The organism is Arthrobacter sp. P1_H7, from assembly GCF_056405215.1.
In genome coordinates this window covers 14,321-38,987 of sequence record NZ_JBFUCO010000014.1, presented here as the reverse complement: position 1 = coordinate 38,987, position 24,667 = coordinate 14,321, and the positions used below count along the sequence as shown (strand labels likewise).

At 68.7% G+C, this 24,667-nt stretch carries 22 protein-coding genes, 6 tRNA genes and 1 riboswitch; of the genes, 18 read left to right on the top strand and 10 right to left on the bottom strand.

All coding sequences use genetic code 11. From position 1 onward, the window contains the following. Window positions 1–40: 40 nt before the first annotated feature. Window positions 41–192: riboswitch (FMN riboswitch) on the bottom strand. Between the two features lie 118 nt (window positions 193–310). From rpe to AC1DXI_RS14755, 6 genes are all read right to left on the bottom strand, one after another. Continuing rightward, complete coding sequence (gene rpe, locus AC1DXI_RS14780; protein WP_476939262.1) at window positions 311–967, bottom strand: ribulose-phosphate 3-epimerase; 657 nt, start codon at window positions 965–967, stop codon at window positions 311–313. 67 nt (window positions 968–1,034) lie between these two features. After that, window positions 1,035–2,600 (bottom strand): RsmB/NOP family class I SAM-dependent RNA methyltransferase, encoded by a 1,566-nt coding sequence (locus tag AC1DXI_RS14775; RefSeq protein ID WP_476939261.1) that lies wholly within the window; start codon window positions 2,598–2,600, stop codon window positions 1,035–1,037. Next, window positions 2,597–3,517: a methionyl-tRNA formyltransferase gene (gene fmt, locus AC1DXI_RS14770; protein ID WP_476939260.1), complete on the bottom strand. Its 921-nt coding sequence runs from the start codon at window positions 3,515–3,517 to the stop codon at window positions 2,597–2,599. The genes AC1DXI_RS14775 and fmt overlap by 4 nt, the downstream gene beginning before the upstream one ends. Next, entirely contained in the window at window positions 3,514–4,086 is a 573-nt protein-coding gene (gene def, locus AC1DXI_RS14765; protein WP_079553669.1) for a peptide deformylase, read from the bottom strand. The genes fmt and def overlap by 4 nt, the downstream gene beginning before the upstream one ends. 108 nt (window positions 4,087–4,194) lie before the next feature. Then, the gene (locus tag AC1DXI_RS14760; protein WP_079553671.1) at window positions 4,195–5,040 is read right to left on the bottom strand and encodes a cytochrome; all 846 of its coding nucleotides are present in this window, start codon (window positions 5,038–5,040) and stop codon (window positions 4,195–4,197) included. Window positions 5,041–5,126: 86 nt separating this feature from the next. Continuing rightward, window positions 5,127–5,198: transfer RNA gene (locus AC1DXI_RS14755), tRNA-Val, on the bottom strand. A gap of 379 nt (window positions 5,199–5,577) precedes the next feature. Here AC1DXI_RS14755 and AC1DXI_RS14750 point away from each other — a divergent pair. The 6 genes from AC1DXI_RS14750 to AC1DXI_RS14725 all read left to right on the top strand — a co-directional run bounded on the left by AC1DXI_RS14750 (window position 5,578) and on the right by AC1DXI_RS14725 (window position 6,606). Then, window positions 5,578–5,650: transfer RNA gene (locus AC1DXI_RS14750), tRNA-Gly, on the top strand. A 46-nt stretch (window positions 5,651–5,696) separates the two neighbouring features. Further along, window positions 5,697–5,767: transfer RNA gene (locus AC1DXI_RS14745), tRNA-Cys, on the top strand. Between the two features lie 39 nt (window positions 5,768–5,806). Beyond that, window positions 5,807–5,881 (top strand) — tRNA-Val (locus AC1DXI_RS14740). A gap of 55 nt (window positions 5,882–5,936) precedes the next feature. After that, window positions 5,937–6,009: transfer RNA gene (locus AC1DXI_RS14735), tRNA-Gly, on the top strand. Window positions 6,010–6,047: 38 nt separating this feature from the next. Beyond that, window positions 6,048–6,122: transfer RNA gene (locus AC1DXI_RS14730), tRNA-Val, on the top strand. 214 nt (window positions 6,123–6,336) lie between these two features. Continuing rightward, window positions 6,337–6,606 (top strand): antitoxin, encoded by a 270-nt coding sequence (locus tag AC1DXI_RS14725; RefSeq protein WP_476939259.1) that lies wholly within the window; start codon window positions 6,337–6,339, stop codon window positions 6,604–6,606. Between the two features lie 192 nt (window positions 6,607–6,798). Here the strand turns inward: AC1DXI_RS14725 and zapE are convergent, their stop codons facing one another. Beyond that, the gene (gene zapE, locus AC1DXI_RS14720; RefSeq protein WP_018772448.1) at window positions 6,799–7,836 is read right to left on the bottom strand and encodes a cell division protein ZapE; all 1,038 of its coding nucleotides are present in this window, start codon (window positions 7,834–7,836) and stop codon (window positions 6,799–6,801) included. Between the two features lie 227 nt (window positions 7,837–8,063). Here zapE and AC1DXI_RS14715 point away from each other — a divergent pair, with 227 nt between their 5' ends. The 3 genes from AC1DXI_RS14715 to ybaK all read left to right on the top strand — a co-directional run bounded on the left by AC1DXI_RS14715 (window position 8,064) and on the right by ybaK (window position 10,050). Beyond that, entirely contained in the window at window positions 8,064–8,981 is a 918-nt protein-coding gene (locus AC1DXI_RS14715) for a sulfurtransferase (protein ID WP_018772447.1), read from the top strand. A 70-nt stretch (window positions 8,982–9,051) separates the two neighbouring features. After that, on the top strand, window positions 9,052–9,507 hold the full coding sequence (locus tag AC1DXI_RS14710) for a SufE family protein (RefSeq protein ID WP_476939258.1): 456 nt from the start codon (window positions 9,052–9,054) through the stop codon (window positions 9,505–9,507). A gap of 45 nt (window positions 9,508–9,552) precedes the next feature. Continuing rightward, window positions 9,553–10,050 carry a Cys-tRNA(Pro) deacylase gene (gene ybaK / locus AC1DXI_RS14705; protein WP_026536988.1) on the top strand — a complete coding sequence of 166 codons (498 nt, stop codon included), beginning with the start codon at window positions 9,553–9,555 and terminating at the stop codon, window positions 10,048–10,050. Window positions 10,051–10,086: 36 nt separating this feature from the next. Here the strand turns inward: ybaK and AC1DXI_RS14700 are convergent, their stop codons facing one another. After that, on the bottom strand, window positions 10,087–11,451 hold the full coding sequence (locus tag AC1DXI_RS14700) for an alpha/beta hydrolase family protein (RefSeq protein WP_476939257.1): 1,365 nt from the start codon (window positions 11,449–11,451) through the stop codon (window positions 10,087–10,089). 137 nt (window positions 11,452–11,588) lie between these two features. Between AC1DXI_RS14700 and AC1DXI_RS14695 the strand changes: the two genes are divergently transcribed. The 9 genes from AC1DXI_RS14695 (at window position 11,589) to AC1DXI_RS14655 (ending at window position 21,981) form a co-directional block, all read left to right on the top strand. Continuing rightward, complete coding sequence (locus tag AC1DXI_RS14695; RefSeq protein WP_018772443.1) at window positions 11,589–12,077, top strand: hypothetical protein; 489 nt, start codon at window positions 11,589–11,591, stop codon at window positions 12,075–12,077. A 14-nt stretch (window positions 12,078–12,091) separates the two neighbouring features. Beyond that, a complete protein-coding gene (gene msrB / locus AC1DXI_RS14690) occupies window positions 12,092–12,628 on the top strand; it encodes a peptide-methionine (R)-S-oxide reductase MsrB (protein ID WP_476939256.1) in 537 nt (178 codons plus the stop codon). Window positions 12,629–12,792: 164 nt separating this feature from the next. Continuing rightward, on the top strand, window positions 12,793–14,214 hold the full coding sequence (locus tag AC1DXI_RS14685) for a DUF6421 family protein (RefSeq protein ID WP_476939255.1): 1,422 nt from the start codon (window positions 12,793–12,795) through the stop codon (window positions 14,212–14,214). After that, window positions 14,211–14,993 (top strand): SDR family oxidoreductase, encoded by a 783-nt coding sequence (locus AC1DXI_RS14680; protein ID WP_476939254.1) that lies wholly within the window; start codon window positions 14,211–14,213, stop codon window positions 14,991–14,993. The genes AC1DXI_RS14685 and AC1DXI_RS14680 overlap by 4 nt, the downstream gene beginning before the upstream one ends. A gap of 88 nt (window positions 14,994–15,081) precedes the next feature. Beyond that, the gene (locus tag AC1DXI_RS14675; protein WP_026536992.1) at window positions 15,082–16,170 is read left to right on the top strand and encodes a threonine aldolase family protein; all 1,089 of its coding nucleotides are present in this window, start codon (window positions 15,082–15,084) and stop codon (window positions 16,168–16,170) included. 72 nt (window positions 16,171–16,242) lie between these two features. Next, complete coding sequence (locus AC1DXI_RS14670; RefSeq protein WP_018772438.1) at window positions 16,243–16,890, top strand: DUF3000 domain-containing protein; 648 nt, start codon at window positions 16,243–16,245, stop codon at window positions 16,888–16,890. 61 nt (window positions 16,891–16,951) lie between these two features. Then, the gene (locus tag AC1DXI_RS14665; protein WP_476939253.1) at window positions 16,952–18,310 is read left to right on the top strand and encodes an HRDC domain-containing protein; all 1,359 of its coding nucleotides are present in this window, start codon (window positions 16,952–16,954) and stop codon (window positions 18,308–18,310) included. A 162-nt stretch (window positions 18,311–18,472) separates the two neighbouring features. Continuing rightward, a complete protein-coding gene (locus AC1DXI_RS14660) occupies window positions 18,473–19,792 on the top strand; it encodes a thiolase family protein (protein WP_476939252.1) in 1,320 nt (439 codons plus the stop codon). Next, entirely contained in the window at window positions 19,789–21,981 is a 2,193-nt protein-coding gene (locus AC1DXI_RS14655) for a 3-hydroxyacyl-CoA dehydrogenase NAD-binding domain-containing protein (protein WP_476939251.1), read from the top strand. The genes AC1DXI_RS14660 and AC1DXI_RS14655 overlap by 4 nt, the downstream gene beginning before the upstream one ends. A 251-nt stretch (window positions 21,982–22,232) precedes the next feature. On the opposite strand, the gene AC1DXI_RS14650 is transcribed toward AC1DXI_RS14655, so the two are convergent. Next, the gene (locus AC1DXI_RS14650; protein ID WP_476939250.1) at window positions 22,233–23,873 is read right to left on the bottom strand and encodes an ABC transporter ATP-binding protein; all 1,641 of its coding nucleotides are present in this window, start codon (window positions 23,871–23,873) and stop codon (window positions 22,233–22,235) included. Then, on the bottom strand, window positions 23,870–24,628 hold the full coding sequence (locus tag AC1DXI_RS14645) for an energy-coupling factor transporter transmembrane component T (protein ID WP_476939249.1): 759 nt from the start codon (window positions 24,626–24,628) through the stop codon (window positions 23,870–23,872). Before AC1DXI_RS14645 ends, AC1DXI_RS14650 begins: the two co-directional genes overlap by 4 nt. Between the last annotated feature and the right edge of the window lie 39 nt (window positions 24,629–24,667).

The window sequence follows — 24,667 nt, the reverse complement described above, 5'->3', positions numbered from 1 at the left end:
CGCAATTATGCGGCGCCGTCGGGGCGCCGCAGTAACAGCTGTACGTGCTTCTCTCATCCAGACTTTAACTGTCGGTACCGGAATTTCACCGGTTCAACCGTTTGCCGGCATCCTTCCCGAAGGTAGGCGCTGGCGCGCGGGTCGCGGACTGTCACCGCCGGTTCGGACTTACACCGACCCCGGAGCACGTATGTGTGTTGTTATTCTGACACAACTGCGGGCCTGCCCGGGCTATTCCCCGGACGCCGATGTTACGCCCGGCGTCATCTTCGCAGCATTTCCCTGCCGGTCCGCTGCCGGGACCGGCGCGTCAGCGGGACCCGGCCGCCCGGAGCCTTTCGACGGCCTCCGCCGGATCCGCGGCGCCGTAGACGGCTGACCCCGCAACAAAAACGTTCGCCCCCGCCTCTGCGGCGCGCACGATCGTCTCCTCGGTGATGCCGCCGTCCACCTGCAGTGCCACTGCGGCGCCGGAACCGTCAATGGCGGCCCGGGCCCGTCGTATCTTGGGCAGTGTCAGGTCAAGGAAAGACTGCCCGCCGAAGCCTGGCTCCACCGTCATGATCAAGAGCAGGTCCAGTTCCGGGAGCATGTCCAGATAGGGCTCCACGGCGGTGCCCGGACGCAGCGCCATGCCTGCTTTGGCCCCGCGGGCGCGCAGTTCCCGCGCCAATTTGATCGGCGCGATCGAGGCTTCGGCGTGGAACGTCACCGAGGCCACCCCGGCGTCGGCGAAGCCCGGCGCCCAGCGGTCCGCGTCGGCGATCATCAGGTGTGCGTCCAGCGGCACCGGGCTGACGGCCTGGATGCGCTGCACCACGGGCAGCCCGATGGTCAGGTTGGGCACGAAGTGGTTGTCCATGACGTCCACATGCACCGCATCGGCATTGCTGATACGGCGCAGTTCGGCCTCAAGATTGACGAAGTCAGCCGAAAGGATGCTCGGGTTGATGCAGCACTGGGCCATGGATTTCCTTCTCGTTCGTACTTAGCTGGATCGTTTTTAGCTGGCAGTGCCCCAGTATCAGCGAAACTCAGGCCAACTTGCGAATCAGCGCCAGGAACATGGCGTCCGTCTGGTGCACGTGCGGCCAAAGCTGGGCGGTGAGCTCGTGCCCGGCCTCGAGGTGGCCGGTGAGGCTGACGCTGTCCAGCACGGCGCCGGCGTCGAGGAGTTCGAGGTCCTCGCGCTTGCGCAGGGCATCACTGACGACGGCGGTGGTCTCTGCCGGGTGCGGCGAACATGTCACGTACGCCACCACGCCGCCGGGCTTGACGGCGTCGATCGCGGATTTGAGCAGCTGGCGCTGCAGCGGGCCAAGGTCCACGAGGTCCTTGGGCGTGCGCCGCCAGCGTGACTCCGGGCGCCGGCGCAGGGCCCCCAGGCCGGTGCACGGGACATCGACCAGGACACGGTCGAAGGACTCCGGCTGCTCGGCGCCGATGTCCCGGCCGTCCCCGGTCCTGACCTCCCAGGCCTCCCTCGGGACCGCGGACAGGGCCTGGCGCACGAGTTTGGCCCGGTGCGGGGCGGATTCGTTGGCCAGCAGGTGGGCGCCCCGCTGCCGGGCCAGGGCGCCGAGCAGGGCGGCCTTGCCGCCGGGGCCGGCACAGAGATCCAGCCAGCGCTCCCCCGCGTCCCCGCTGTCCGTCCCGGCTTCGGCGCCGGCGGCCGTGCTGGGGTTTGTACCGAGATCGACGGCGGCCATGGCGCGGGCCACAAGCTGCGAGCCGACGTCCTGGACACGGGTGCTTCCGTCACGGACCGAGGCGAGCCGGCCAAGGTCCCCGCCGCTGGAGAGCGCGGATCCCTCGACGAGCTCACCCGGCGTGGCTCCGCTTTCCAGGGCCTCGTCCAGGCTGCCCACTCCCGGCAGTGCCACGAGGTTCACCACGGGCGCGGCGTTGTCCGCTTCGAGCAGCTCGTCAATCTCAGCAGCCGGCCGGCCGTGGACCACGAGCGACTGGCGGAGCGCGCGGACGATCCATTCAGGGTGGGCGTAGCGGATGGACGCGATCCGGGTGGCATCGGTCTCGGTGCTGAGCAGCAGGTCGAGCCACTCATCGAGGGTGCGGGCGGAGACTTTGCGCAGGACGGCATTGATCAGTGCCGAGGGCCCGGCCCCGATCACGGCGCGGGCCAGCCCCACCGTCTGGTCCAGGGCGGCGTGGGCGGGCACGCGCATGGCGAGCAACTGGTGCACCCCGATCCGCAGGGCATCGAGGATCGCGGGATCCAGTTCGTCCAGCGGCCGGTCCACGCAGCGGGCGAGGATGGCGTCATACGTGCCCTGGCCACGGAGGGCGCCGTAGCTGAGCTCGGTGGCGAAACCGGCGTCGCGCTTGTCCAGCCCGTGGTGCCGGATCCGGGCCGGGAGCACCAGGTTCGCGTAGGCGTCCTCGGCGGCCACGGCGCGGAGGACCTCAAAGGCAACCAGCCGGGCCGGATCGGCGCGGCGGGTCCGCTGGGATGGGGCGCTCTCGGTGAAGCCGCGCTGCGGGCCGCGGTTGCGTTCCCGGCCCTGGGCATTCCGCCGGCTGCCGCCCCCGGCGCCCTGGCCACTGCCTCGGCTGCTGCCGCTGGTCCCGGAACCGCTCATTCGAATACCACGCTTTCAAGTGTTGCCTGCCCACGCGCCCAATCAGCGGCGGCCATCATTTTCTTGCCCGCGGGCTGGACCCGCGTCAATTCCACCGGGTGCGATCCCGTACCAACGAGGACCCGTTTCCCGTCCATGGCCAGCTTTCCGGGCCGGAGCGCGGCTGAGTCCGCGGCCGGCAGGACCGGTTCCAGTTTGATCCGCTGGCCCTCCAGCAGGGTCCAGGCGCCCGGCTCCGGGGTGACGCCGCGGGCACGGCGGCCGATCGCCAGGGCGGGCTGCTGCCAGTCGAGCCGGCCGTCCTCGAGGCTAAGTTTGGGTGCCAGGCTGACATCGCCCTGCTGCGGCAGCGCGACGGCGTTGCCGGCGTCGATCGCGGACAGGGTCTGGGCCAGCAGGACCGCGCCACTGTGGGAGAGCCGTTCGAGCAGTGCCCCGGCGGTATCGGCGGGGTGCACGGTCTCGGTGAGGGTCCCGAAGACCGGGCCGGTGTCCAGCCCCTCCTCCAGGCGGAAGGTGACGGCACCGGTGACGTCGTCGCCGGCGATGACGGCGCGCTGCACGGGGGCTGCGCCGCGCCAGGCCGGCAGCAGCGAGAAGTGCAGGTTCACCCAGCCGTGGCGTGGAACAGCGAGGGCCGCACGGGGAATCAGGCCGCCGTAGGCAACGATCGCCGCGACGTCCGGTGCTGCGGCGGCAATGCGGGCGGTGACCCCTGCATCGACTTTGGCGGCGTGGATAATCTCGATGCCGAGCTCTGCGGCCCTGGCGGCCACGGGCGACGGCGTCAGGACGCGTTTGCGTCCCAGCGGTGCGTCCGGGCGGGTGAGGACAGCGACGACGTCGAACCCGGCGTCAACAAGCGCGTCGAGGGACGGCACGGCGACGGCAGGGGTCCCCGCGAAGAGAACCCTCACGGGGTGATTCCGAAGCTGGACCCGCCAAAGCTCGTCCCGACGCTCTTCGCGCGCTTGGTGGTTGTCTGTTCCGTGATGGCGTCGTAGTTGGCATTGCGGATGGCGCGCAGGGCGGCCTTACGGTCCTCGCCCTCGAGCCGGTCGGTGTAGAGGATCCCGTCCAGGTGGTCGGTCTCGTGCTGGAAGCAGCGCGCCAGCATGTCCTCGCCCTCGACGGTGACGGGGTTGCCATGCAGGTCTACGCCGGTCACCCGGGTATGGCGGTAGCGGCGGACGGGGAAGCCCAGGCCCGGGATCGACAGGCACCCCTCGACCTGGTCCGGCTGGAAGTCCTCGCTGTTTTCCAGCACGGGGTTGACGATGTGGCCCTCGACGCCGCCGATCCGGTAGGTGAAGACGCGCAGGCTCACACCGACCTGGGGCGCGGCCAGGCCGGCGCCCTCGACATCCTCCATGGTTTCGGTCATGTCGGCGACGAGCTTTGCCAGTTCAGGCCCGAATTCCGTCACGGGATCGGCGACTGTGCGCAGCACAGGATCCCCGATGATGCGGATATTCAAAATGGCCATGTGCAATCTGTCCTCACGGTGGGCGGCTAGGGATCCAGTCCAGTTTAGTTGCAGCTGCCCGGCTTCTGCTCTGGATGCCGATTCAGCGCTTCCGTCCAGCGCTTCTGTTCAGCGCTTCACGGGCGGCGCCAGCGGGAGCAGTGCTGCTCCGGCGGTCGCCGTGTCGGCGGACATTTCCCACACGCGGCGCAGCGCACAGAATTTCCACCAGTGGTGCTTCAGGACCTCGGGGTTGGCCCGCTGCGGACGGACCTCGGTCTCGCCGACCGCCACGGCCAGGAGAATCGGGGACTCGCCGTGCTGCCAGGCCTCCCATTCCCCCGCCACGGGATCCACGAGGCTTTCCTCCGCCTTCATGCCCGCCACGAGCTGCATGACGACTTTGTCATCCAGGGGTTTGACGGTGCCGTCCCGGCTGGTGCCCTTGGTCTTGTAGTCGATAAGACAGGTCCTGCCGTTGATCCGTGCCACGAGGTCCAGGGTGCCGGCATAGCCGACCGTCTTGTTCCACACCGTAATTTCCGGGGCGATGGGTTCAACGTCGAAGAGCTCCCACCATTCGTCGAAGCGTGCCGCGAAGGCTTCCTCGCCGTTGGCGGCCAGCGCCTCCCGTGTTTCCTTCATCTGGTGCGGCCGGCCGAGCGCGCGCAGCGCAACCTGCTCGCAGTAGTTGTGGACCCGGTCGCCGCGCTTGGCGGCATCGTCCCGGTACGACTCCGCCGCCTTGGCTGCCCGGCTGACCGCCTGGCGCAGTTTGGCCGGGCTCCCCAAGATGCCGGGGAGCTCGGGATCCTGGGCCAGGCTATTCGCGCCCATGTACCCGAACCAGCCATCCAGCCCGTGTGGCTGCTGGCCGATCACCGTGGTGATGGAAGGGACGGAGAACTGTGCGGACGTGGAGCGGGCGTACATGCGGCCATAGTCCGTGGCGTGGGCGAGGAGTGGAGCGGTCATATGAAGACTCTTTCACGGGGGTCAGACAACGATGAAAAGCAAAATGGCCTGCCCCGCTGAGTCAGCGGAACAGACCATTTCGTTAGTGGGCGATACTGGGTTCGAACCAGTGACCTCTTCGGTGTGAACGAAGCGCGCTACCACTGCGCCAATCGCCCTAACGACATTGAATGCTAGCCCACCCGGGCGGATTTTAGAAATCGGCCCGGGGAACCCGGCCGCGCCGCGGATCCGTGGCCAACGCTCCCCCGCAACAGGCCCGTGCGCGGGTGATGTCCACCAATCCTCCACCGGCCCTTCCACTCCTCCCAGGCAGTGGTCCCGGGAATAGCCCCTGCACCGCTTCGGGCCACCGCTTGAGACGGCCGCAAATTACAGCGCTGTAATTAGAAAAATCCCCTAGAACTCGGGGAAGTAGGGCCATGGAACATGGGTAGACGTGCCTCGATTTGTAGATTCCCAGAACCTCCTATAGAGTTCTTACTCGTTGGAACGCGAGGAAATGCCGAATGCGGCAAGGAAATGCACACCAACAATGCGGACGTAGCTCAGCTGGTAGAGCACCACCTTGCCAAGGTGGATGTCGCGAGTTCGAATCTCGTCGTCCGCTCGCAGGACACTGTCACGGCAAAGGTTCTTCGGAATCCTGTCTACACGGTGGGTTGGCCGAGAGGCGAGGCAGCGGCCTGCAAAGCCGTATACACGGGTTCGAATCCCGTACCCACCTCGGTGAAAACCCTGGTTTCCGGTTTCGATCGGATGCAAGGGGCGATTGGCGCAGCGGTAGCGCGCTTCCCTGACACGGAAGAGGTCACTGGTTCGATCCCAGTATCGCCCACCAGAGCAAGGCAACTTGCTTGATGCAGTACCACCGGCCCAGCCGGCATGGACTAAATGCGGACGTAGCTCAGCTGGTAGAGCACCACCTTGCCAAGGTGGATGTCGCGAGTTCGAATCTCGTCGTCCGCTCTCTTCATTACAACTCCACTCCGGATCCTTCCGGTTGCGGGCGATTGGCGCAGCGGTAGCGCGCTTCCCTGACACGGAAGAGGTCACTGGTTCGATCCCAGTATCGCCCACCACAAGAGCAGCTCCCCCGGAGCCGCTCTTTTTTGTGTTCCTCTTTGTGTACTTCGTTCGTGCACTGCGGATTGGTGTACTCCGGGCCCTTCTACCCTGTGCACCTGGCCTTCCATCTTTTATCCTCTGGGCGGACACCCTTGGCACCCCCGCCACCTCCCGCTAGGGTAGAGAACGCTAGGAGCGATCTGGCTCCGCGACCGAAGGGAGGTGCCCGTGGGTTTACTTGACGATCTAAAGGGCAAGGCTCAGCAAGTTATTGGTGGCAACGAAGAAGCCATCAAGGGCGGCATCGAAAAGGCAGGCGACTTCGTCGACTCCAAGACCGGCGGAAAGCACGCCGACAAGATCGATGCCGTGCAGCGAGGCGCTTCCGACTTCGTGGACAAGGCGAACGACCGGCCGAACCCGGCCCCGGTCGCCGATCAGACTCCCGCAGCCGGTGAGCCCCCCGTAGCCGGGGAACCCCGCCAGCCAGGCCTCTGACCCAGATCCGTCAGCGAGGTGCCGGTCCCGCCGAGAGGCGGCGCCGGCACCTCCGGCATTTAACGGCGCCTCTGGCATTAGCAGCACGTCGCACGGCTTCGCTTAACGAAGCAACGCGGGGTCACATCGCGTCCATCCCGTGCGTCAGGATGGGCGCTATGTGACCCCGCGTTGTCGTTGGAGGGGGCTGGGCTAGGACGGTTCGTGGTTTTGGCCCTCGCGGGCCAGCGCGGTGAGCCTGGAGACGGCGCGGAAGTACTTCTTCATGTACCCGCCGGTCATCATTTCCTCGGTGAACAGCTGGTCGAACGGCACACCGCTGGCAAGGATGGGCACGTCCTTGTCGTACAACCGGTCCGCCAGCACCACAAAGCGCAGCGCAACGGCCTGCTCGGTAATCGTGTGCACGTTCTTCCAGACGACGCCCTCGATCCCCTCAAGCAGCTGGCGGTAGCGGCTCGGGTGCACGCCGGCCAGGTGGTTGATCAAGGTGCTGAACTCATCGCGGGCCACGGTCTTGCCGTCGAACTCGGCATGCATCTGGTGGGTCAGGTCATCATTGCGCAGCGGCGCGGGCGCGGCCGGGAGGCCACGGTGGCGGAAGTCCTCGCCGTCGATCCGCACGACGTCGAACTGGTCCGCCAGCACCTGGATTTCGCGGGCGAAGTCGACGGCGGCGAAGCGCCCGTCCCCGAGCGACCCCGGCAGCGTGTTCGATGTGGCGGCAAGCTTCACGCCGGCGTCAGCGAGTTCACGCATGAGCCGGGACATGAGCACAGTGTCGCCCGGATCATCGAGCTCAAATTCATCGATGCAGACCAGCTTGTAGTGGCTCAGGGCCTCTACGGTCTTGCGGAAGGACAGCGCACCGACGAGGTTGGTGTATTCGACGAACGTGCCGAAGGCCTTGGGTCCAGGGGCGGCGTGCCACAGCGAAGCCAGCAGGTGGGTCTTGCCCACGCCGAATCCGCCGTCGAGGTAGATCCCGGCCCGGGAAGTGTCCTTCTTGCCGAAGAGCCGCTTGAACAGGCCGTCGCCGTCGCGTGCGCCCACGCCCGCCGCAAAATGCTGCAGCGCATGGACCGCATGGGCCTGGCTGGGCTGGGCGGGATCGGGGCGGTAGCTGGAAAACGACACCTCACCGAACCGCGGCGACGGATAGAACCCATTGAGGAGTTCATCCACGGAAACTGCCGGCGTACGGGCGGCGAGCTGTTCGATCTGTACCAAGGTGGTCCGTTCTGCTGGTCTCTTGTCCCCAGCAAGAATACCGGCAAAGCCTGCCCGGCCCGCCTGCGCGCGTGCGGACCCGCGGCCGGCGTGAGGAAAACCACATTTCCCCGTGTGAACCCGGTGGAGCATTCCCGCCGGCCCGTGACTAGTGTTGTTACAGGCCCGGCGCCGCGCACAGTTTTCCGCGCCCGGCCTCCTGACCGTTCCAGTGAAAGGCCATCGCAATGTCCTACCCCGTTGAGCAGAACGAGAAATTCGCCGCCTACGCCCACCCTGACCGCCTGGTGTCCACGGAATGGCTGGCCACGGCGATCGAGGACGGGGCCCTCGACGGCGGCAATCTCGTGGTGGTCGAATCCGATGAAGACGTCCTGCTGTACGAGACCGGCCACATCCCCGGGGCAGTGAAAATCGACTGGCACACGGACCTCAACGACGAGGTGACCCGCGATTATGTCGACGGCGAAGCTTTCGCCGCGCTGGCCGCGGCCAAGGGCATTTCCCGGGACAGCACGGTGGTCATTTACGGCGACAAGTCGAACTGGTGGGCCGCCTACGCCCTGTGGGTGTTCACGCTCTTCGGCCACGAGGACGTCCGGCTCCTGGACGGCGGCCGGGACAAGTGGATCGCGGAAGGCCGGGCGCTCTCGACCGTCACGACCGTCGCCACCCCCGCCGACTACCCCGTCGTGGAGCGGGACGACGCCCCGATCCGCGCCTTCAAGGATGACGTCCTGGCGCACTTCGGCAAGCCGCTGATCGACGTCCGCTCGACCGAGGAGTACACCGGCCAGCGGACCCACATGCCCGCCTACCCGGAAGAGGGCGCGCTGCGCGGCGGCCACATCCCCACGGCGGCCTCCATCCCCTGGGCCCGCGCGGCGGCCGGCGACGGCACCTACCGGAACCGCGGCGAGCTCGAGGCCCTGTACCTCGGCGAGGCCGGGCTGAACGAAGGCGACGACGTCGTGGCGTACTGCCGGATCGGCGAGCGGTCCAGCCATACCTGGTTTGCGCTGAAGTACCTGCTGGGCTTCGAGACCGTCCGGAACTACGACGGTTCCTGGACCGAATGGGGCAACGCCGTGCGCGTCCCGATCGTCAAGGGTGCCGAGCGCGGCGCGGTTCCGGCCGGCCGTTAGCCGCGGGCACCATGGAGCGGGACGGGGCGCGACAGGGACACAATCGGCGCGCGTGCGTAAGCTGGGAATGATGAATACTTCAGCCCTCCCCGCCGCACTGGCGGACATTGTCGACGATTTCCAGGCCCTGACCGAAGCAGAGCGGCTGCAGCTGCTCCTCGAGTTCTCGCAGGGGCTTCCCGAACTTCCGGAGCGGCTCCGGGACCACCCGGAGCTGCTCGAGCAGGTCGTGGAATGCCAGACGCCGCTGTTCCTCACCGTCGAGACCGAACAGGCCGACGGCGCCGCTCCGGAGCGTGTCCGGCTCTACTTCAAGGCACCCAAGGAGGCCCCGACCACCCGCGGGTTTGCCGGAGTGCTCCACGAAGGACTCGATGGCCTCAGCGCCGCGGAAATCCTGGCCGTCCCGGACGACATGCCCGAGCTCCTGGGCCTCACCCGGGCCATCACTCCGCTGCGCATGCGCGGAATGACCGCCATGCTCGGCCGGATCAAGCGCAAGGTCGTCGCGTCCGAAAACCTGTAGCAGCCGGCACAGTCCTGATCTCCGGCCCCACAACAGTCAGCCGACATGGCCCGCAAGCACGCGTCGCAGGGAACTCCGGCCACCGCAGCACTCGCGGCCGCCGGGGTTCCCTTTGTGGCCCACCCCTACACCCATGACCCCGCGGCGGCCAGCTACGGCCTGGAAGCGGCGGAAGTGCTCGGCGTCGACCCTGCCCGCGTCTTCAAAACCCTGATGGTCGACGTCGACGGCCGGCTCGCCGTCGGCGTCGTGCCCGTGAGCGGCAACCTTGACCTCAAGGCGATGGCCGCGGCCTTGGGCGGCAAGAAGGCAGAGATGGCCGACCCGGCCGCGGCGCAGCGGCGGACCGGATACGTGCTCGGCGGCATCTCCCCGCTCGGCCAGCGCCAGGCCTCCCCCACCGTGGTGGATGACAGCGCACTGGCGCTGGAGACCATCCTCGTTTCGGGCGGACGGCGCGGCCTGGACATCGAGCTGGATCCGGCCGAGCTCATTCGACTCACGGCTGCCCGCACCGCAAGAATCGGGACCCGGCGCGACTGACCGCCGTCCTCGTCGAGACGACGGTTCAGTGAACTGTCAGTCCGCCGCGGCGTTCCCGGCCGCCGGCTCCTGGTCGCCGGGGTTGACGCGGGGCGCCAGCTGCTGCCGGAGCCAGGCCGAGACCTGCCGCTCCCAGCGCTCCGGGTCCACGTTCCATTCCTTGGTATGCAGGGCCCTGTCGAAGGGCTCGAAAGTGACCATCTCGGGGTTTTTCTCGGCCAGCGCCGCGGAGGGCCCGTAGGGTACGTATTCGTCGTCCACGCTGTGCACAATGAGGGTCGGCGTCCTCAGCTCCACGGCCCGCGAGACCCAGTCCATCGCTTTGAGGTCGACGGGCGCGGCCAGCCCGGTCAGCCGCCGGCCCAGGCGGTGGCTGAGCATCAGTTGCCCGTAGCGGCCCACGGAGGACGGGATCCGGTTCAGCTCCGCATGGTGGGCCAGCACGTTGACCCAGTTGATCACCGGCGCGTCCAGGACCATGGCCCGGATCAGGTGGCGGTGCCGGGAAAGGTCAGCCGTCTGGAGGCAGATCGCGCCGCCCATCGACCAGCCGAACAAAACTACCTCGCGGGCGCCCTGCTGCACGGCGTAGCCGATGGCAGCCTCGACGTCGCGCCATTCGGTGGAGCCCAGGCCGTAGCGCCCGTCGCTGGCTGACGGGGCCAGGCCGTCGTTTCGGTAGGAGATCAGCAGGCTGGACATGCCCAGTTCGCTGGCGGTCCGGACGGCCCGCAGCCCCTCCTGCCGGGTGGCCCCGCGCCCGTGCACCATGATCGCCCAGACGTCCGGGGCCACATCCTCCGCCGCGGCCGGCGCGGCGCGGACGAGCCAGGCCGGCGCGGTCCCGGCGTCGACGTCGATCAGCACGTCCTCCACCGGAAGCCCCAGCGCGGCCGGATCCGGATAGGCCGCACCGCTCCACCAGCCGCGCCGGGCGGTGGCCATGTCCCCGCTGTAGACGTGCTCGACCTCGCGCAGCACGGTGCGTTCGGCCGGCGAGTAGGACAGGATCCGGCCGATCCGCGCGTGGCCGCGGCCGCCGTCGAAGAAGAACCCGTACACCCCGTCCACGGTGGCGTCCGGGGTGGCGGCGAAAATGACCCGCAGCGCCCGCCCCTCGCGGATGACGGCCAGCACTTCCTGGTCCTCTGCCCGGAACCGGGCCGGGGTGATGACGCGGCGGGCGAAGTAGAGGGCGAGGGCGGAGGAGCCGGCGGCGAGCACGCCCGCGGCGGCGCTGCCGCCGATGATGCCCCCCAACGCCCACTTGGCGCTTCCGGACGTCGCGGCGCCGGGGGCTGCAGCAACGGGCACTGCTGCTCCGCGGGCAACGGTGCGGCGGGCAGCGGTCTGGCGGAGGTCCCGGCGGAGGTCCGGGCTGAGGCGCAAGGAGGATGCCATGGCACCATTCTTACCGAATCGCAGCCCAACCATGGCATTGGCGGGGTTTCAGGCGCACGGCCGGGCAGGGACAGACACGCCGGGGTCGGGTGGGACACAACCATGCAGGTCAAGACGAGCGCGACTAGGCTGGGGTCATGAGTGATCCAATCGTCATTTTGACAGAAGAGCCCCTCGGTGCGGATGACCGCGTCAATATCGAAACCCTGGTTGCCGGCGGTGATGCGCCCCTGCTGATCCTGGTGCCGGCCAACACCGAGCGGCACCTGGTGGTGGATTTCCTGGAAAACCTTTCCATGCTTGAAATCGCCAAGGCCTTCCGTGAACTGACGGCACACTCCGATCCCGCCGTGGAGCGGGCCGAAGCAGCCGACACCCTGGCCGCCTCGCTGGCCGCGCTGGCCGGCCTGGGCGGCGGGGTCTCAGGCGAAGTTGTCGAGGGCAAGGCCGTTGACGGCCTGGTTGCCAAGGTCAAGGAACTCAGCGCCGGACAGGCCGTGGTCATCACCCGCCCGCACGCCGTGGCCGATACGTTCCACACCGACTGGGCCACCAAGGCACAGGACAAGCTGGGGCTGCCCGTCCTGCATCTGTACGCCGGTTCGGGATTTATCGGGGACTCCTGAGCGTTATTGAGGCTATGAGCATCTTTAACAGGCCCAAATCCATGCCCTCGGCAGTGCCCGCCACCGAACCAGCGACCGAACCCGCAGCCGACCCCGCCGCCACGGCGTTTGACCAGACGCCGGCCGGGACACCGGCCGAAAAGCCCGTCGAAAAGACGGATGCCCAGTGGCGCGAGGAACTGACCCCGGAGGAGTACCGCGTGCTGCGCCAGGCCGGCACCGAGCGGCCGTACACCGGCGAATACTGGGACACCCACACCCGGGGTGTCTACAAGTGCCGGGCCTGCGGCACCGAACTCTTCACCAGCAACGAAAAGTTCGACTCGCACTGCGGCTGGCCGTCGTTCTGGGCGCCGCTCGCCGAGGGCACCGTGCGCTACATCCATGACCGCACCATTGGCATGGACCGGGTGGAAGTCCGCTGTGCCACGTGCGATTCCCACCTGGGGCATGTGTTCGACGGCGAGGGCTACGGCACCCCCACCGACCAGCGCTACTGCATCAACTCGGTTTCCCTAAAGCTCGTTCCCGCGGACGACGCCGGGCAGTAGCCGGCAGCCCTGCCTCTCCTTCCGCTGGAACGGCCTTTCAGAATCACTTGCCACAGACTTTCTTATGCTCAAGGCAATTTTGCATTAGAGCCTCTGTTTGCTTGCTACGCTCGATTTAGATACAGCGACACGCTCCACAGCAAACAGAAAGGCGACCGTCGACGATGACCACGACCGCTCTTACCGCCCCCGCCCCGATCACCGCCGGCAACCACGAATGGCTGCGGCTCAAGGCTGCCGCCACCGCCCTGCGCGCCCTTCAGGTCCAGGACGGATCCGTGCCGGACGCCGAAGCCCACGAAACCGCGGCCGGCTACGTTGACACCATCACCACGGCGGTCGCGGCCCTGGCCCCGTCCTTCCCCCACGACGCGAACTACCTGGACCTGCTGGTCACCGACTTCGCCCGCTGGGCAGCTGGCGGCTTTGGCGTCCCGGACTTCCTGGATTCCCTGCAGGCCTTCCAGCCCCAGCAGCACCGGGTCAACGGACTCCAGCACCTGGTCGTGTTCCCGATGTACACCCAGAACGGCAGCAGCAGCCGCCTCGTCGAGGCCGTGCTGATCGAGGTCATCTGGCCCGAGTTCATCGGCGGCCTGGAAACGGGCGAATACTCCAACAAGCTCTTCGTCCCGATCCGGTTCCTCGACTTCACCGCGGGCTACGACACCAACTCCGCCGTCCTCTTCCCGGAGACCGTCGCCGTCCGCGAGACCCCGACGTTCACGTGGGGCGCGATCTTCGCCGACCGCGAGGCCGCCCGCTTCCGCCGCGTCCTGCGCGCCGCAGCCGAGATCACCTCCCTGCAGCTGCCCGAGGAGGCCGCCGGGCTCCTGGAGGACCAGGAGCTGACGCAGGAAACCTTTGTCATGTGGGACCTGATCCACGACCGCACCCACATGCGCGGGGACCTGCCCTTCGACCCGTTCATGATCAAGCAGCGCATGCCGTTCTTCCTCTACTCGCTGGAGGAGCTGCGCTGCGACCTGACCGCCTTCCGCGAATCGGTGAAGATCGAGAAGGACGAGGACGCTGACCCGGAGGCCCGCCGGCACGCCAAGCTGGTCCAGTACGCCGTGATCTTCGACCGCATCTTCCGCTTCGCCATCACCGGCACGCGCGTGCGCAATTACGACGGCCTTGGCGGCCAGCTGCTCTTCGCCTGGATGCACCAGCACCACGTCCTGCACTGGACCGACAGCAAACTCAGCATCGACTGGGACGAGGCTGCCGGCGTCGTGGTTGAACTCGGCGCCAAGATCGAGGAACTGTACTGGCGCTCGATCGACCGCCCCAAGATGGCCCACTGGCTCGCCGCCTATGAGCTCATCTCCGGCACGGTCACGCCCAACCCGGCCTCGGTCTGGGCCAAGGGTCCGGACGCCCTCCCCCTGGACGGTCCGCCCCGCGGCCTCACGGACCAGGTCCTCGACGACGAGTTCCCGCTCTCCATGTTCTACGAGGCGCTGGAGAAGAAGATGCGCCCCGTCATCGAATCCACGGCCGGCATCACAGGATCGTCAGATACCGGCACTAACACCGGATCAGTGTCCGGCGACGGCACCCGGGCCCTGAACGCCGGATGAGCGCCGGACGCGCTTTGAACGTTCTGGTCACGGGGGGCAGCGGGCCGTCGGGAATCGCGACGGCCCGCGCCCTGCGCGACGCCGGCCACAGGGTCTTCACGGTCGGCTCGGATGCCGCGCGCATCGAGGCAGCCGCCGCTGAGGCCGGCGACGGCGTCACGCCGCTCGTTTGCAACCTCGCCAGCCTGGCCGACGTCCGCGCCTTGCGGGAAAGCATTGCCGGCCTGGCCGGACGCGTCGACGGCGTGATCCACCTGGTGGGCGGCTGGCGCGGCGCGAAAGGCATCACGGACCAGAGCGACGACGACTGGGACTTCCTGGAGCGCAACGCCGTCACGACACTGCGGAACGTCACCCGCGTCTTCTTCGACGACCTCGCTGCCTCTGACACCGGACGCTTCGCCATGGTGTCCTCCACGGCCGTGAGCGCCCCGACGGCGGCCGGGGCGAGCTACGCCGCGGCCAAGGCTGCCGCCGAGGCCTGGACGCTAGCGGTCGCGGACGGCTTCCGCCGGGTCCACGCCGCGACCGCCGGCACCGGCATTCCCGGGCAGGATAGCGCGCAGCAGGACAAAGCCAGCCAGGACAACGCCGGGCAGCGCAGCGCCGCCGTCATTTTCGTGGTGAAAGCCCTCGTCAACGAGGAAATGCGGGCCAAAGCCCCGGACCGCAAGTTCCCGGGCTTCACGGACGTGGCTGACCTGGCCGCGGCCGCAGCCGGACTCTTCAGCGCTCCTGCCGGCGACCTGAACGGTCAGCGGCTGCTGCTCAGCCGCTGACCCGGCCCAGCACCTGCGGCCCTGATCCAGCGCCCCCGGGCTTAGCCCCGGCGGCCCGACCTCTTAGACTGAAAGCGTGAGCAAAACGATGACCAGCACAGTTGAAACTGTCCCTGCCGGCACTGCGGTGCGGCTCCACGATCCCTCCGTCCGCGGCTTCGCCTCGGACAACTATTCCGGTGTGCACCCGGAGGTTCTCGCTGCCCTGGCCGCCGCCAACGAAGGCCACCAGGTTTCCTACGGCGAAGACGACTACACCACGCGCCTGCAGCAGCTGATGGAAGAGCACTTCGGTGAAGGCATCGAGTGCTTCCCGGTGTTCAACGGCACGGGAGCCAACGTTCTGTCCCTGCAGTCGCTGCTCCCGCGCTGGGGCGCAGTCATTTGCGCCTCCACCGCCCACATCAACATGGACGAAAACGGTGCGCCGGAGCGGATCGGCGGCATCAAGCTGCTGCAGGTCCCCACCACCGACGGCAAGCTCACCCCCGCACTGATCGACCAGGAAGCCTGGGGCTGGGGCGATGAGCACCGCGCCCAGCCGCTGGCCGTGTCCATCACCCAGACCACCGAGCTTGGCACCTGCTACACCCCGGAGGAGGTCCGGGCCATCGCTGAGCATGTCCACGCAAAGGGCATGAAGCTGCACATGGACGGCGCCCGGCTGGCCAACGCCGCCGCCCACCTGGGCGTCCCGCTGCGGGCCTTTACCCGCGACGCCGGCGTGGACATCCTCTCCTTCGGCGGCACGAAGAACGGCCTGCTGTTCGGCGAGGTTGTGGTCGCCCTGAACCCGGAGGCCGCACACGGCCTGGTCTACCTGCGCAAGATGAACATGCAGCTGGCCTCCAAGATGCGGTTCATGTCCGCCCAGTTCATTGCCCTCCTCGAGGGTGACCTGTGGTTGCGCTCCGCCTCGCACGCCAATGCCATGGCGGCCCGGCTGCGCGCCGGCGTCGAGGCGATCCCCGGCGTCGAACTGACCCAGAAGACCGAGTCCAACGGCGTCTTCGCCGTCCTGCCGGCCGGTGTTGCGGACCGGCTGCGCAAGTCCTTCCGCTTCTACGACTGGAACGAGGCGGCCCGCGAGGTCCGCTGGATGTGCTCCTTCGACACCACCGAGGATGACGTTGATTCCTTCATTGCGGCCATCAAGCGCGAGCTCGCCGCTGCCTGAGCTGTGCACGGCTTCCCCTGCCCGGCGGCGAGCCTGCCGGGCAGGGCTCCGGCCGTTGCATAACCTTCCAAGGTGAGCTCCCTCGATCAGGTTCCGGCAGATTTCCTCTTCGCCCTGGGGACCCTTCGGCAGGCACGGTGCCGCAGCGAGCTGCACCTGGACGAAATTCCGGCCCCGTCCCGGCTGGCACCGTTCGCGGTGGCCCTGGGCGCGGAAGTGATCGGCCCGGGCGACTCCCCCGCCGGCGGACCGGTCCACGGCCCGGCCGCCGCGGCCCTGGCACGGGCGTCCGGCAGCGACGACGTCGAGCTGGCCACCGGCCGCTTCATTCTGCTCCACGATCCCGACGGCTCTGCCGTGTGGGACGGGGAATTCCGGATCGTCACCTACATCCGCGCCCAGCTGGAACCCGAGATGGGCAACGACGAACTCCTCGGGTCCGTGGCGTGGACCTGGCTGGTCGAAGCGCTGGAGAACCATCAGGCTCCGTACCGCTCCGCCGGCGGCACCGCCACCCGGGTCCTCTCGGAGAGCTTTGGAACGTTGTCGGACCGGCCGAATTCAATCGACATTGAGCTCCGGGCCTCCTGGACCCCGGCCACCCCGGACATCACCTCGCACCTGGAGGCGTGGTCGGACATGGTCTGCACCTTCGCCGGACTGCCGCCCCTGCCCGAGGGCGTGACGGCCCTTCCCCGCCGCCCCCGCGGACACGCATGAGGCGCCTGTTCGGCCGCGGTCACGGTCTTATACGCCATGTTGTCGGTAAACTGTAGAGACCATGACCCCTCAGAATCCGGAAACCAGCACGGCCGGCGCCAATCGCACTACGGCCGAGGCTGCTGACACCACAGCCCACATCACCGTGGAAGGCTTCGACAGCCTGGTCCCTGAAGTGATCGACCTCGACATTCCCCGCGACGGCGTGCCGCTGGTCATTGAAACCCAGTCCGGACTCGAACGTTGCGCCGCGGCTCTCGCGGCCGGCCACGGCCCTGCGGGCGTGGATGCGGAGCGGGCCTCGGGCTTCCGCTACGGCCAGCGCGCCTTCCTGGTCCAGATCCGGCGCGAAGGCTCAGGGACCTGGCTGATCGATCCCGAACCTTTCGGGGACCTCAGCATCATCAATGACGCTTTGCGCGGCGTCGAATGGATCCTGCACGCCGCGAGCCAGGACCTGCCCTGCCTGTCCGAACTCGGCATGTGGCCGGACAAACTCTTCGACACCGAGCTCGCCGCCCGCCTGGCCGGGCTGCCCCGGGTGGGCCTGGCCGCCGTCATCGAACAGCTCCTGGGCTTCGGCCTGGCGAAGGAACACTCCGCCGCCGACTGGTCCACCCGCCCCCTGCCGGAACCGTGGCTGCGCTATGCCGCGCTCGACGTCGAAGTCCTGACCGAGCTGCGCGAGGAACTGATTGAGCTCCTCGTGGCGGACGAAAAGCTGGAATACGCCGAGCAGGAATTCGCCGCCATCCTCGAGGCCGGACAGGCCCCGCCGCGCGTTGATCCGTGGCGCAAGACGTCCGGACTGCACCAGATCCKGGACCGCCGCCAACTGGCCGCAGTCCGGGAGCTGTGGCTGGAACGCGATTCCCTGGCCCAGAAGCGTGACGTCGCCCCCGGCCGGCTGATCCCCGACTCCGCGCTCGTCGCCGCCGCCAAGGCGATGCCCTCCACGGTTCCCCAACTCCTGGGCACCAAAGGCTTCCACGGCCGCGCCGCGCAGCGGGAAGCCCCCCGCTGGCTGCGCTGCATCGGTGTGGCCCGGGCCCTGGAGGACCTGCCGCCGCTGCACTTGCCCACCAACGCTCCCCCGCCCCCGCGCGTCTGGGCGGACCGGGACCCGGAGGCGGCCGCCAGGCTGGCCACGGCCCGTCCGAAGCTCCAGGCCAGAGCCGAGGAGCTGAACCTGCCGGTGGAAAACCTGCTGACCCCGGATTATCTCCGGCGGGTCGCCTGGCGTCCACCGGCAGAGTGCAGCGAGGAAGGCGTGGCCGAGGAACTCGCGAACCTCGGAGCGCGCCAGTGGCAGATCGAAATCACGGCCCCGCTCATTGCCGAGGCCTTCCTGCACCCCGAGCCGCTGCCCGCAAAGGAGCCCAAGGCCGCCGCGGAGGCGCCGTCGGGGTCCACGGCCTAGCAGGTCTTTTCGGGGCTGCTCAATTTCTCCTTGCCAGCCATGTTACTGGCGAGTAACATAATGCATGATGTCGTTCGGAACCCTCCCGCCTGTGGCAACCCCTGCCCAGGGCTTTTTGCCGCTAGCGCGGTTCCGGCACCATGTCTCAATGAGGAGTACGCCGTGAGCCAAGCCCGCACCAGCGGAAAACCCAGCAGCGCAAACCCGAGCATCGGAAGAAACAGGACCGTGCGCGACGTCGTCTTTGTCGACGGCGTCCGCACCCCGTTCGGCCGCGCTGGCGAAAAGGGCATCTACGCCGGCACCCGCGCCGACGACCTCGTGGTCAAGTGCATCCGCGAACTGATGCGCCGCAACCCCTCGCTTCCGGCGGACCGGATCGACGAGGTCGCGATCGCCGCCACCACCCAGACGGGCGACCAGGGCCTGACCATCGGCCGCACCGCCGGCCTGCTGGCCGGACTCCCCCGCACCGTGCCCGGCTTCGCGATCGACCGCATGTGCGCCGGCGCCATGACCGCCGTCACCACGACGGCGAGCGGCATCGGCTTCGGCGCGTACGACGTCGTGATCGCCGGCGGCGTGGAACACATGGGCAACCACCCGATGGGCGCCGGCGCGGACCCCAACCCGCGCTTCATGTCCGAACGGATCGTGGACCCCGCCGCGCTGAACATGGGCAACACGGCCGAGAACCTGCACGACCGCTTCCCGGCCATCACCAAGGACCGCACCGACGCCTACGCCGTCGCCTCGCAGGACAAACTCGCCGCAGCCTACGCCAACGGCCAGATCCAGCCCGACCTCGTTCCCGTCGCCACGATGAAGCCGGGCCGGGGCTGGACGGTCAACACCGTGGACGAACCCCCGCGCCCCGGAACCTCGCTCGGTGACCTGGCCACACTCAAGACGCCGTTCCGCGCCCACGGCCGGGTCACGGCGGGCAACGCCGCCGGCCTGAACGACGGCGCAACCGCAGCCCTGCTGGCCTCCTCCGATGCCGCCGAGGAACTCGGGCTGCCGGTCAGGATGCGCCTGGTGAGCTATGCCTTCGCGGGCGTGGAACCCGAGGTCATGGGCATCGGCCCGGTCCCGGCGACCGAGAAGGCGCTCAAGAACGCCGGGCTCGGCATCGGAGACATTGGCCTCTTCGAAATCAATGAGGCCTTCGCCGTCCAGGTCCTGAGCTTCCTGGACCACTTCGGGATCGCCGACGACGACCCCCGGGTCAACCGCTATGGCGGCGCGATCGCCGTCGGGCACCCGCTGGCGTCCTCGGGGGTCAGGCTGATGAACCAGCTGGCCCGGCAGTTCGAGGAGGACCCCTCGGTCCGCTTTGGCATGACCACCATGTGCATCGGCCTGGGCATGGGCGCCACCGTAATCTGGGAGAACCCGCATCACGAGGATTACGGCACCGAAGCTCCCACCGAAGCACAGCAGGCAGAGACCACGACCACCGAGACTGGAGCCACAGCATGAGCGCCGCTGATTTCCGCAAGCTTGCCGACCTCTTCCCGAACGAGACGGTCACCCACTCCTATGTCCAGGACATCGAACTGCCGCCCGGAGGTGGGAAGACGACTGACGGCAAAAGCCCCGGCACCTTCGCGCTGGTCACCCTCGACAACGGTCTGGACCACTCCAAGCCCACCACGCTCGGGCCCAACACGCTGATCGAACTCGGCACGGTCCTGGAAGGGCTGAAGGAGCGCGCCGCCCGCGGCGAGATTGTCGGCGTCGGCGTCACCGGCAAGCCGTACTTCCTCGTGGCCGGCGCCGACCTGTCCACGGTCAAGTCCGTCAGCGGACGTGAACAGGGCCTGTGGATGGCCCAGCTGGGCCACGAGGTCTACTCCACCCTGGCCGGCCTGGGCGTGCCGAGCTTCGCGTTCATCAACGGCCTGGCCCTGGGCGGCGGCCTGGAGATCGCGCTGCAGTCCACCTACCGCACGGTCTCCACCGGCGCCGGCGCACTGGCCCTTCCCGAGGCGTTTATCGGACTCATCCCGGGCTGGGGCGGGGTCTACATCCTGCCGCGGCTGATCGGGCCGGAGAACGCCCTCAAAGTCATGATCGAAAACCCGCTGAGCAACAACCGCACGCTGACCGGGCCGCAGGCCTACCAGCTGGGCATGGCGGACGCGATGTTCGAGCCGGCCGACTTTGTGGAACAGTCCCTGGCCTGGGCCGCGAAAGTCATTGCCGGTGCCGTGGCGCCGGAGCGGGCGAACGCCGTGGACCCGTCCGCTCCGGAGGTCGTCGCCCGCTGGGCGGCCGCCGTCGCCAAGGGCCGGGCCTTCGTGGAGGCCAAGACCTCCAACGCTTCCCCGGCGCCCGCCAAGGTCCTGGACGTCATGGAGGCCAACCGCACCCTGACCCAGGCGCAGTCCGCTGAGCTCGAATGCGAGACGCTGGCGGACCTCATGCAGACCGACGAGTTCCGCTCCACCGTCTACGCCTTCCTGGACCTCGTACAGCGGCGCTCCAAGCGCCCCGCCGGCGCCCCGGACCGCAAGCTCGCCCGACCGGTGACGAAGATCGGCGTCGTGGGCGCCGGGCTGATGGCGAGCCAGCTGGCCCTGCTCTTCGCCCGCCAGCTCAAGGTTCCGGTGGTGCTCACGGACATTGACCAGGCCCGCGTGGACAAGGGAGTGAGCTACGTCCACGCCGAGGTGGACAAACTGCTAGCGAAGGGCCGGATCAGCCCCGACGCCGCCAACCGCACCCGCGCGCTGGTCACGGGATCCGTTTCCAAGGAGGCCTTCGCCGACGCCGACTTCGTCATTGAGGCCGTCTTTGAGGAACTCAACGTCAAGAAGCAGGTCTTCAAGGAAGTCGAGGCGATCGTCTCGGAAGAGTGCATCCTCGCGACCAACACGTCCTCGCTGTCCGTCACGGCGATGGCGGCGGACCTCGAGCACCCGGAGCGCCTGGTCGGCTTCCACTTCTTCAACCCGGTGGCCGTGATGCCGCTGCTGGAGATCGTGCGGGCACCGAAGACCGACGACGCCGTGCTGGCCACCGCGTTCGAGCTCGCCAAGGGCCTCAAGAAGTCCGCCGTGCTGGTCAAGGACGCCAGGGCGTTTGTGGTCAACCGCGTCCTGCTGCGCCTCATGGGTGAAGTCACCGCGGCTTTCGACGAGGGCACACCCGCGGACGTGGCAGACAACGCGCTGCGGCCGATGGGGCTGCCCATGACGCCGTTTGTGCTTGGCGCCATGGTGGGCCTTCCCGTGGCGCAGCACGTCCAGGAATCGCTGCACGCGGCGTTCGGGAACCGCTTCAGGGTCTCGGAGAACCTGCAGGCGCTGATCGACAACGGTGTGAAGTCCATTTGGGCCGTTCAAAATGGGGCACCCGTGCCTGGTCCGGACGGCAAGCCGTTCATCCCGGCCGAAACGCTGGCGCTGATGACCTTCGGCAGCAGCCCGTCCACCGGCGAGGAGGTGCTGCGCAGGACGCAGGACGCACTGGCGGAGGAAATCGGACTCATGCTCGAGGAGGGCGTCGTGGCCGGCCCCGAGGACATTGACCTCTGCATGATCCTCGGCGCGGGCTGGCCGATGTTCCTGGGCGGCATCACCCCGTATCTGGATCGGGTAGGCGCCTCGGAGCGGGTCAACGGGAAGAAATTCCTGGCCCCGGGCGTGGCCTCCGAACCGGCCTAGAGCCGGACTCCGCCCGCTCCCGCCTTTGTTGGCGCCGTMGCCCGGACTTTGGTCMGGGCGGCGGCGCTGCTTTCGTGGGAGTGGCCGGGCATCCCGGCGGCGCCACGCTGCTGCTAGCACTCGCAGATCATCAGCACGTTGCCGTCGGGGTCCTTGAAGTTAAACCACCGGCTGTCCCGGATCTCCGTGACCTCCGAGCCCATGGCCTGCAGGTGGACGTGCGCAGCCTCGCGCCCACCCCGCTGCCCTAGTCAGATTTCCCGCAGGCTCCCGCCGCTGAGTTCCAGGACGCGGTGCGCGTTCCTCCGTGCGTAGTCCAGGTCATGGGTGACCATGACGACGGCGGCGCCCCGCGCGGCGGCGCGGCCGACGCCGCCCTGCAGCGCCTCGAGCCCGTGCCGGTCCAGCCCGACGGTTGGCTCGTCCAGGGCCAACACTGCCGGTTCGCGGGCCAGGACCGTGGCCAGGGCGAGCAGCCGCTGCTGAGAGGCGGACAGTTCGGCGGGGTGTGCCGCCTCGGAACCGGACAGGCCTACCTCGGCCAGCGCCGCCCGGGCCCTGGCCTCGGCGCCGGCTTTCCCGAACAGCTGCCGGAGTCCGAATGCCGCTTCCCGCAGAACGGTCAGTTCGAAGAGCTGGTCCCGGGGGTGCTGGAACAACAGGCCCATGGAGGCCGCGACTTTTCCCACCGGCACGCCGGCAATGCTGCGGCCGCAGACCAGCACGTCCCCCTCCGTGGGCCGGAGCAGTCCGTTGAAATGGCGCAGCAGTGTCGATTTGCCGGCGCCGTTGGGCCCGGTCACGGCGATGATCTCGCCCGGCCGCACGGCGAAGTCCACGTCCCGGAGGACCCGGTCCTGCGCACCGGTCCCGGGCAGCCGCGGGTCCCGGGCGTAGCCGAACCCAACCCCGCGCAGTTCCAGCGATGCCGGCCCAGGACCGGGCGCCGCCGCAGGCACCGGCCCGGGCCGGCGGCCTCCGGCGGCAACGCCGGCAACGCCGGACCCAGCGGACCGTACGGCGCCCGACCCAATGCCGCCGGGCTCCACAACGCTGGACTCGACACCGCGCGGCCCGTGTACGCCAATCACTCCAGCGCGCTCGAGTTCGGCCGAGCCGGCCAGCTGCGCGGGCGTCCCGGCCGCGGTGACCCTCCCGGCAGGGGTGACCCTCCCGCCGTCGGGCCCGGTCTGGGCGTCAAGAATCGTCCAGTGCGTGGCTTCCCCGGCGAGCCGGTCCGCCGCCTGGCTCAGCAGGACGACGCCGGTCCCGGTGCCGCGGAGGCTGCGGACCAGATCCTCGACTTGCGCGGCTCCGGCCGCGTCCAGCGATGCCAGCGGCTCGTCCAGGATGAGCACGTCCGGTTCCGTGATGACGGCGCAGCCCACGGCGAGCCGGCGCAGCTCGCCGCCCGAGAGCGTGGCCGGGTCCCGGTCCAGCAGGCGTGAGAGTCCCGTGCGGGCGGCGGTGCGCTCCACCGCGCGGAGCATGTCCTCCCGGGCCGTCGCGCGGTTTTCCAGGCCGAAGGCCAGCTCCTCCGCGACTGTGGCGCGCACCGAGGAGAGCATCGCCGCGGCGTCCTGCGGAACGAAGGCGACGCGGCGGGACCACTCGGCGGGGTTGATCCGGGGGTCGTCGGGCACGCCGCGGAATTCCAGCACGGTGCCGCCGAGCTCCAGGCTGCCGCGGAATTGTCCGGCGTGACCGGCCCGGAGCCAGCCGGACAATAGTTTGCCCAGCGTGGATTTTCCGCTCCCGGAGCCGCCCAGGACGGCCGTCAGCGAACCCGGCGTGACCGAGAGCGCGGTGTCCCTTAGCGCCGGGGTGTCCTCGCCGTGGAATGTGAACGCCTCGATCCGGATCTGCAGCGCGGTTCGGGTGGTGGCCGTCATGACGGCACCCCGGCAGGCCAGGAGGCCACAATCCGTCCGGCGACAGCGGCCGCCGCGAGCACGAGCGCAGCAGCCCGGAAGAGCCGCTGCGCGGGCGGGTCGGCGACTTCGCGGTAGCTGGTGCGGGGTCCCGGGCTGCCGAAGCCGCGGGCGTCGAGCGCCTGGGCGCGGCTGCCGGCGTCGTCGATCAGGGCGAGGACCAGCGGCACCATCTGCAGGCGGAGGGCGCCGAGGCGGGACAGCAGGCCGCGTCCGACCACCATCCCGCGGGTTTCCTGGGCCTGCCGGATCCGGTCCAGGCGGCCCGCGACGGCGGGCAGGAGGGTGAGCGTGGAGGCCAGGACGAAGCCGAACTGCGGTGGGATCCTGCGCCCGGCGAGGGCGGAGACGAGGTCGGGGACGCTCACGGTGAAGGAAAAGAGCAGGAACACCAGCACGCAGGCCGTGGTCCGCGTTCCGAGCTCCAGCGCGAAGCCCAGGCCCTCGGTCGTGACCCTGGCCGGGCCCCACTGGGCCAGCACGGTCTGGCCCTCTGGGAAGAAGAGGCCGTGCAGCACCAGCAGGGACAGGCACAGGGGCGTCAGGATCACCGCTCCGGCGGTCAGGACGCGCCCCGCGACTCCACGGCGCGCGGCAAGGATCACCGCAGCGAGGGCCACGGCGACAGACAGCGGCCAGTACGCGGCCGCCGTCGTGACGACGGCGGCGCACGCGGCGAGGGTCAGCGTGGTGAAGGGGTGCAGACGCGGTGTCATGGTTGCTGTGTCAGAGTCGCTGTGTCAGTGTCGCAGTGT

Coding starts and splice junctions, on each gene's coding strand:
- rpe (WP_476939262.1), bottom strand. CDS start 967: ATGGCCCAGTGCTGCATCAACCCGAGCATCCTTTCGGCTGACTTCGTC.
- AC1DXI_RS14775 (WP_476939261.1), bottom strand. CDS start 2,600: ATGAGCGGTTCCGGGACCAGCGGCAGCAGCCGAGGCAGTGGCCAGGGC.
- def (WP_079553669.1), bottom strand. CDS start 4,086: ATGGCCATTTTGAATATCCGCATCATCGGGGATCCTGTGCTGCGCACA.
- AC1DXI_RS14760 (WP_079553671.1), bottom strand. CDS start 5,040: ATGACCGCTCCACTCCTCGCCCACGCCACGGACTATGGCCGCATGTAC.
- AC1DXI_RS14715 (WP_018772447.1), top strand. CDS start 8,064: ATGTCCTACCCCGTTGAGCAGAACGAGAAATTCGCCGCCTACGCCCAC.
- AC1DXI_RS14710 (WP_476939258.1), top strand. CDS start 9,052: ATGAATACTTCAGCCCTCCCCGCCGCACTGGCGGACATTGTCGACGAT.
- ybaK (WP_026536988.1), top strand. CDS start 9,553: ATGGCCCGCAAGCACGCGTCGCAGGGAACTCCGGCCACCGCAGCACTC.
- AC1DXI_RS14700 (WP_476939257.1), bottom strand. CDS start 11,451: ATGGCATCCTCCTTGCGCCTCAGCCCGGACCTCCGCCGGGACCTCCGC.
- AC1DXI_RS14695 (WP_018772443.1), top strand. CDS start 11,589: ATGAGTGATCCAATCGTCATTTTGACAGAAGAGCCCCTCGGTGCGGAT.
- msrB (WP_476939256.1), top strand. CDS start 12,092: ATGAGCATCTTTAACAGGCCCAAATCCATGCCCTCGGCAGTGCCCGCC.
- AC1DXI_RS14685 (WP_476939255.1), top strand. CDS start 12,793: ATGACCACGACCGCTCTTACCGCCCCCGCCCCGATCACCGCCGGCAAC.
- AC1DXI_RS14680 (WP_476939254.1), top strand. CDS start 14,211: ATGAGCGCCGGACGCGCTTTGAACGTTCTGGTCACGGGGGGCAGCGGG.
- AC1DXI_RS14675 (WP_026536992.1), top strand. CDS start 15,082: ATGACCAGCACAGTTGAAACTGTCCCTGCCGGCACTGCGGTGCGGCTC.
- AC1DXI_RS14655 (WP_476939251.1), top strand. CDS start 19,789: ATGAGCGCCGCTGATTTCCGCAAGCTTGCCGACCTCTTCCCGAACGAG.
- AC1DXI_RS14650 (WP_476939250.1), bottom strand. CDS start 23,873: ATGACGGCCACCACCCGAACCGCGCTGCAGATCCGGATCGAGGCGTTC.
- AC1DXI_RS14645 (WP_476939249.1), bottom strand. CDS start 24,628: ATGACACCGCGTCTGCACCCCTTCACCACGCTGACCCTCGCCGCGTGC.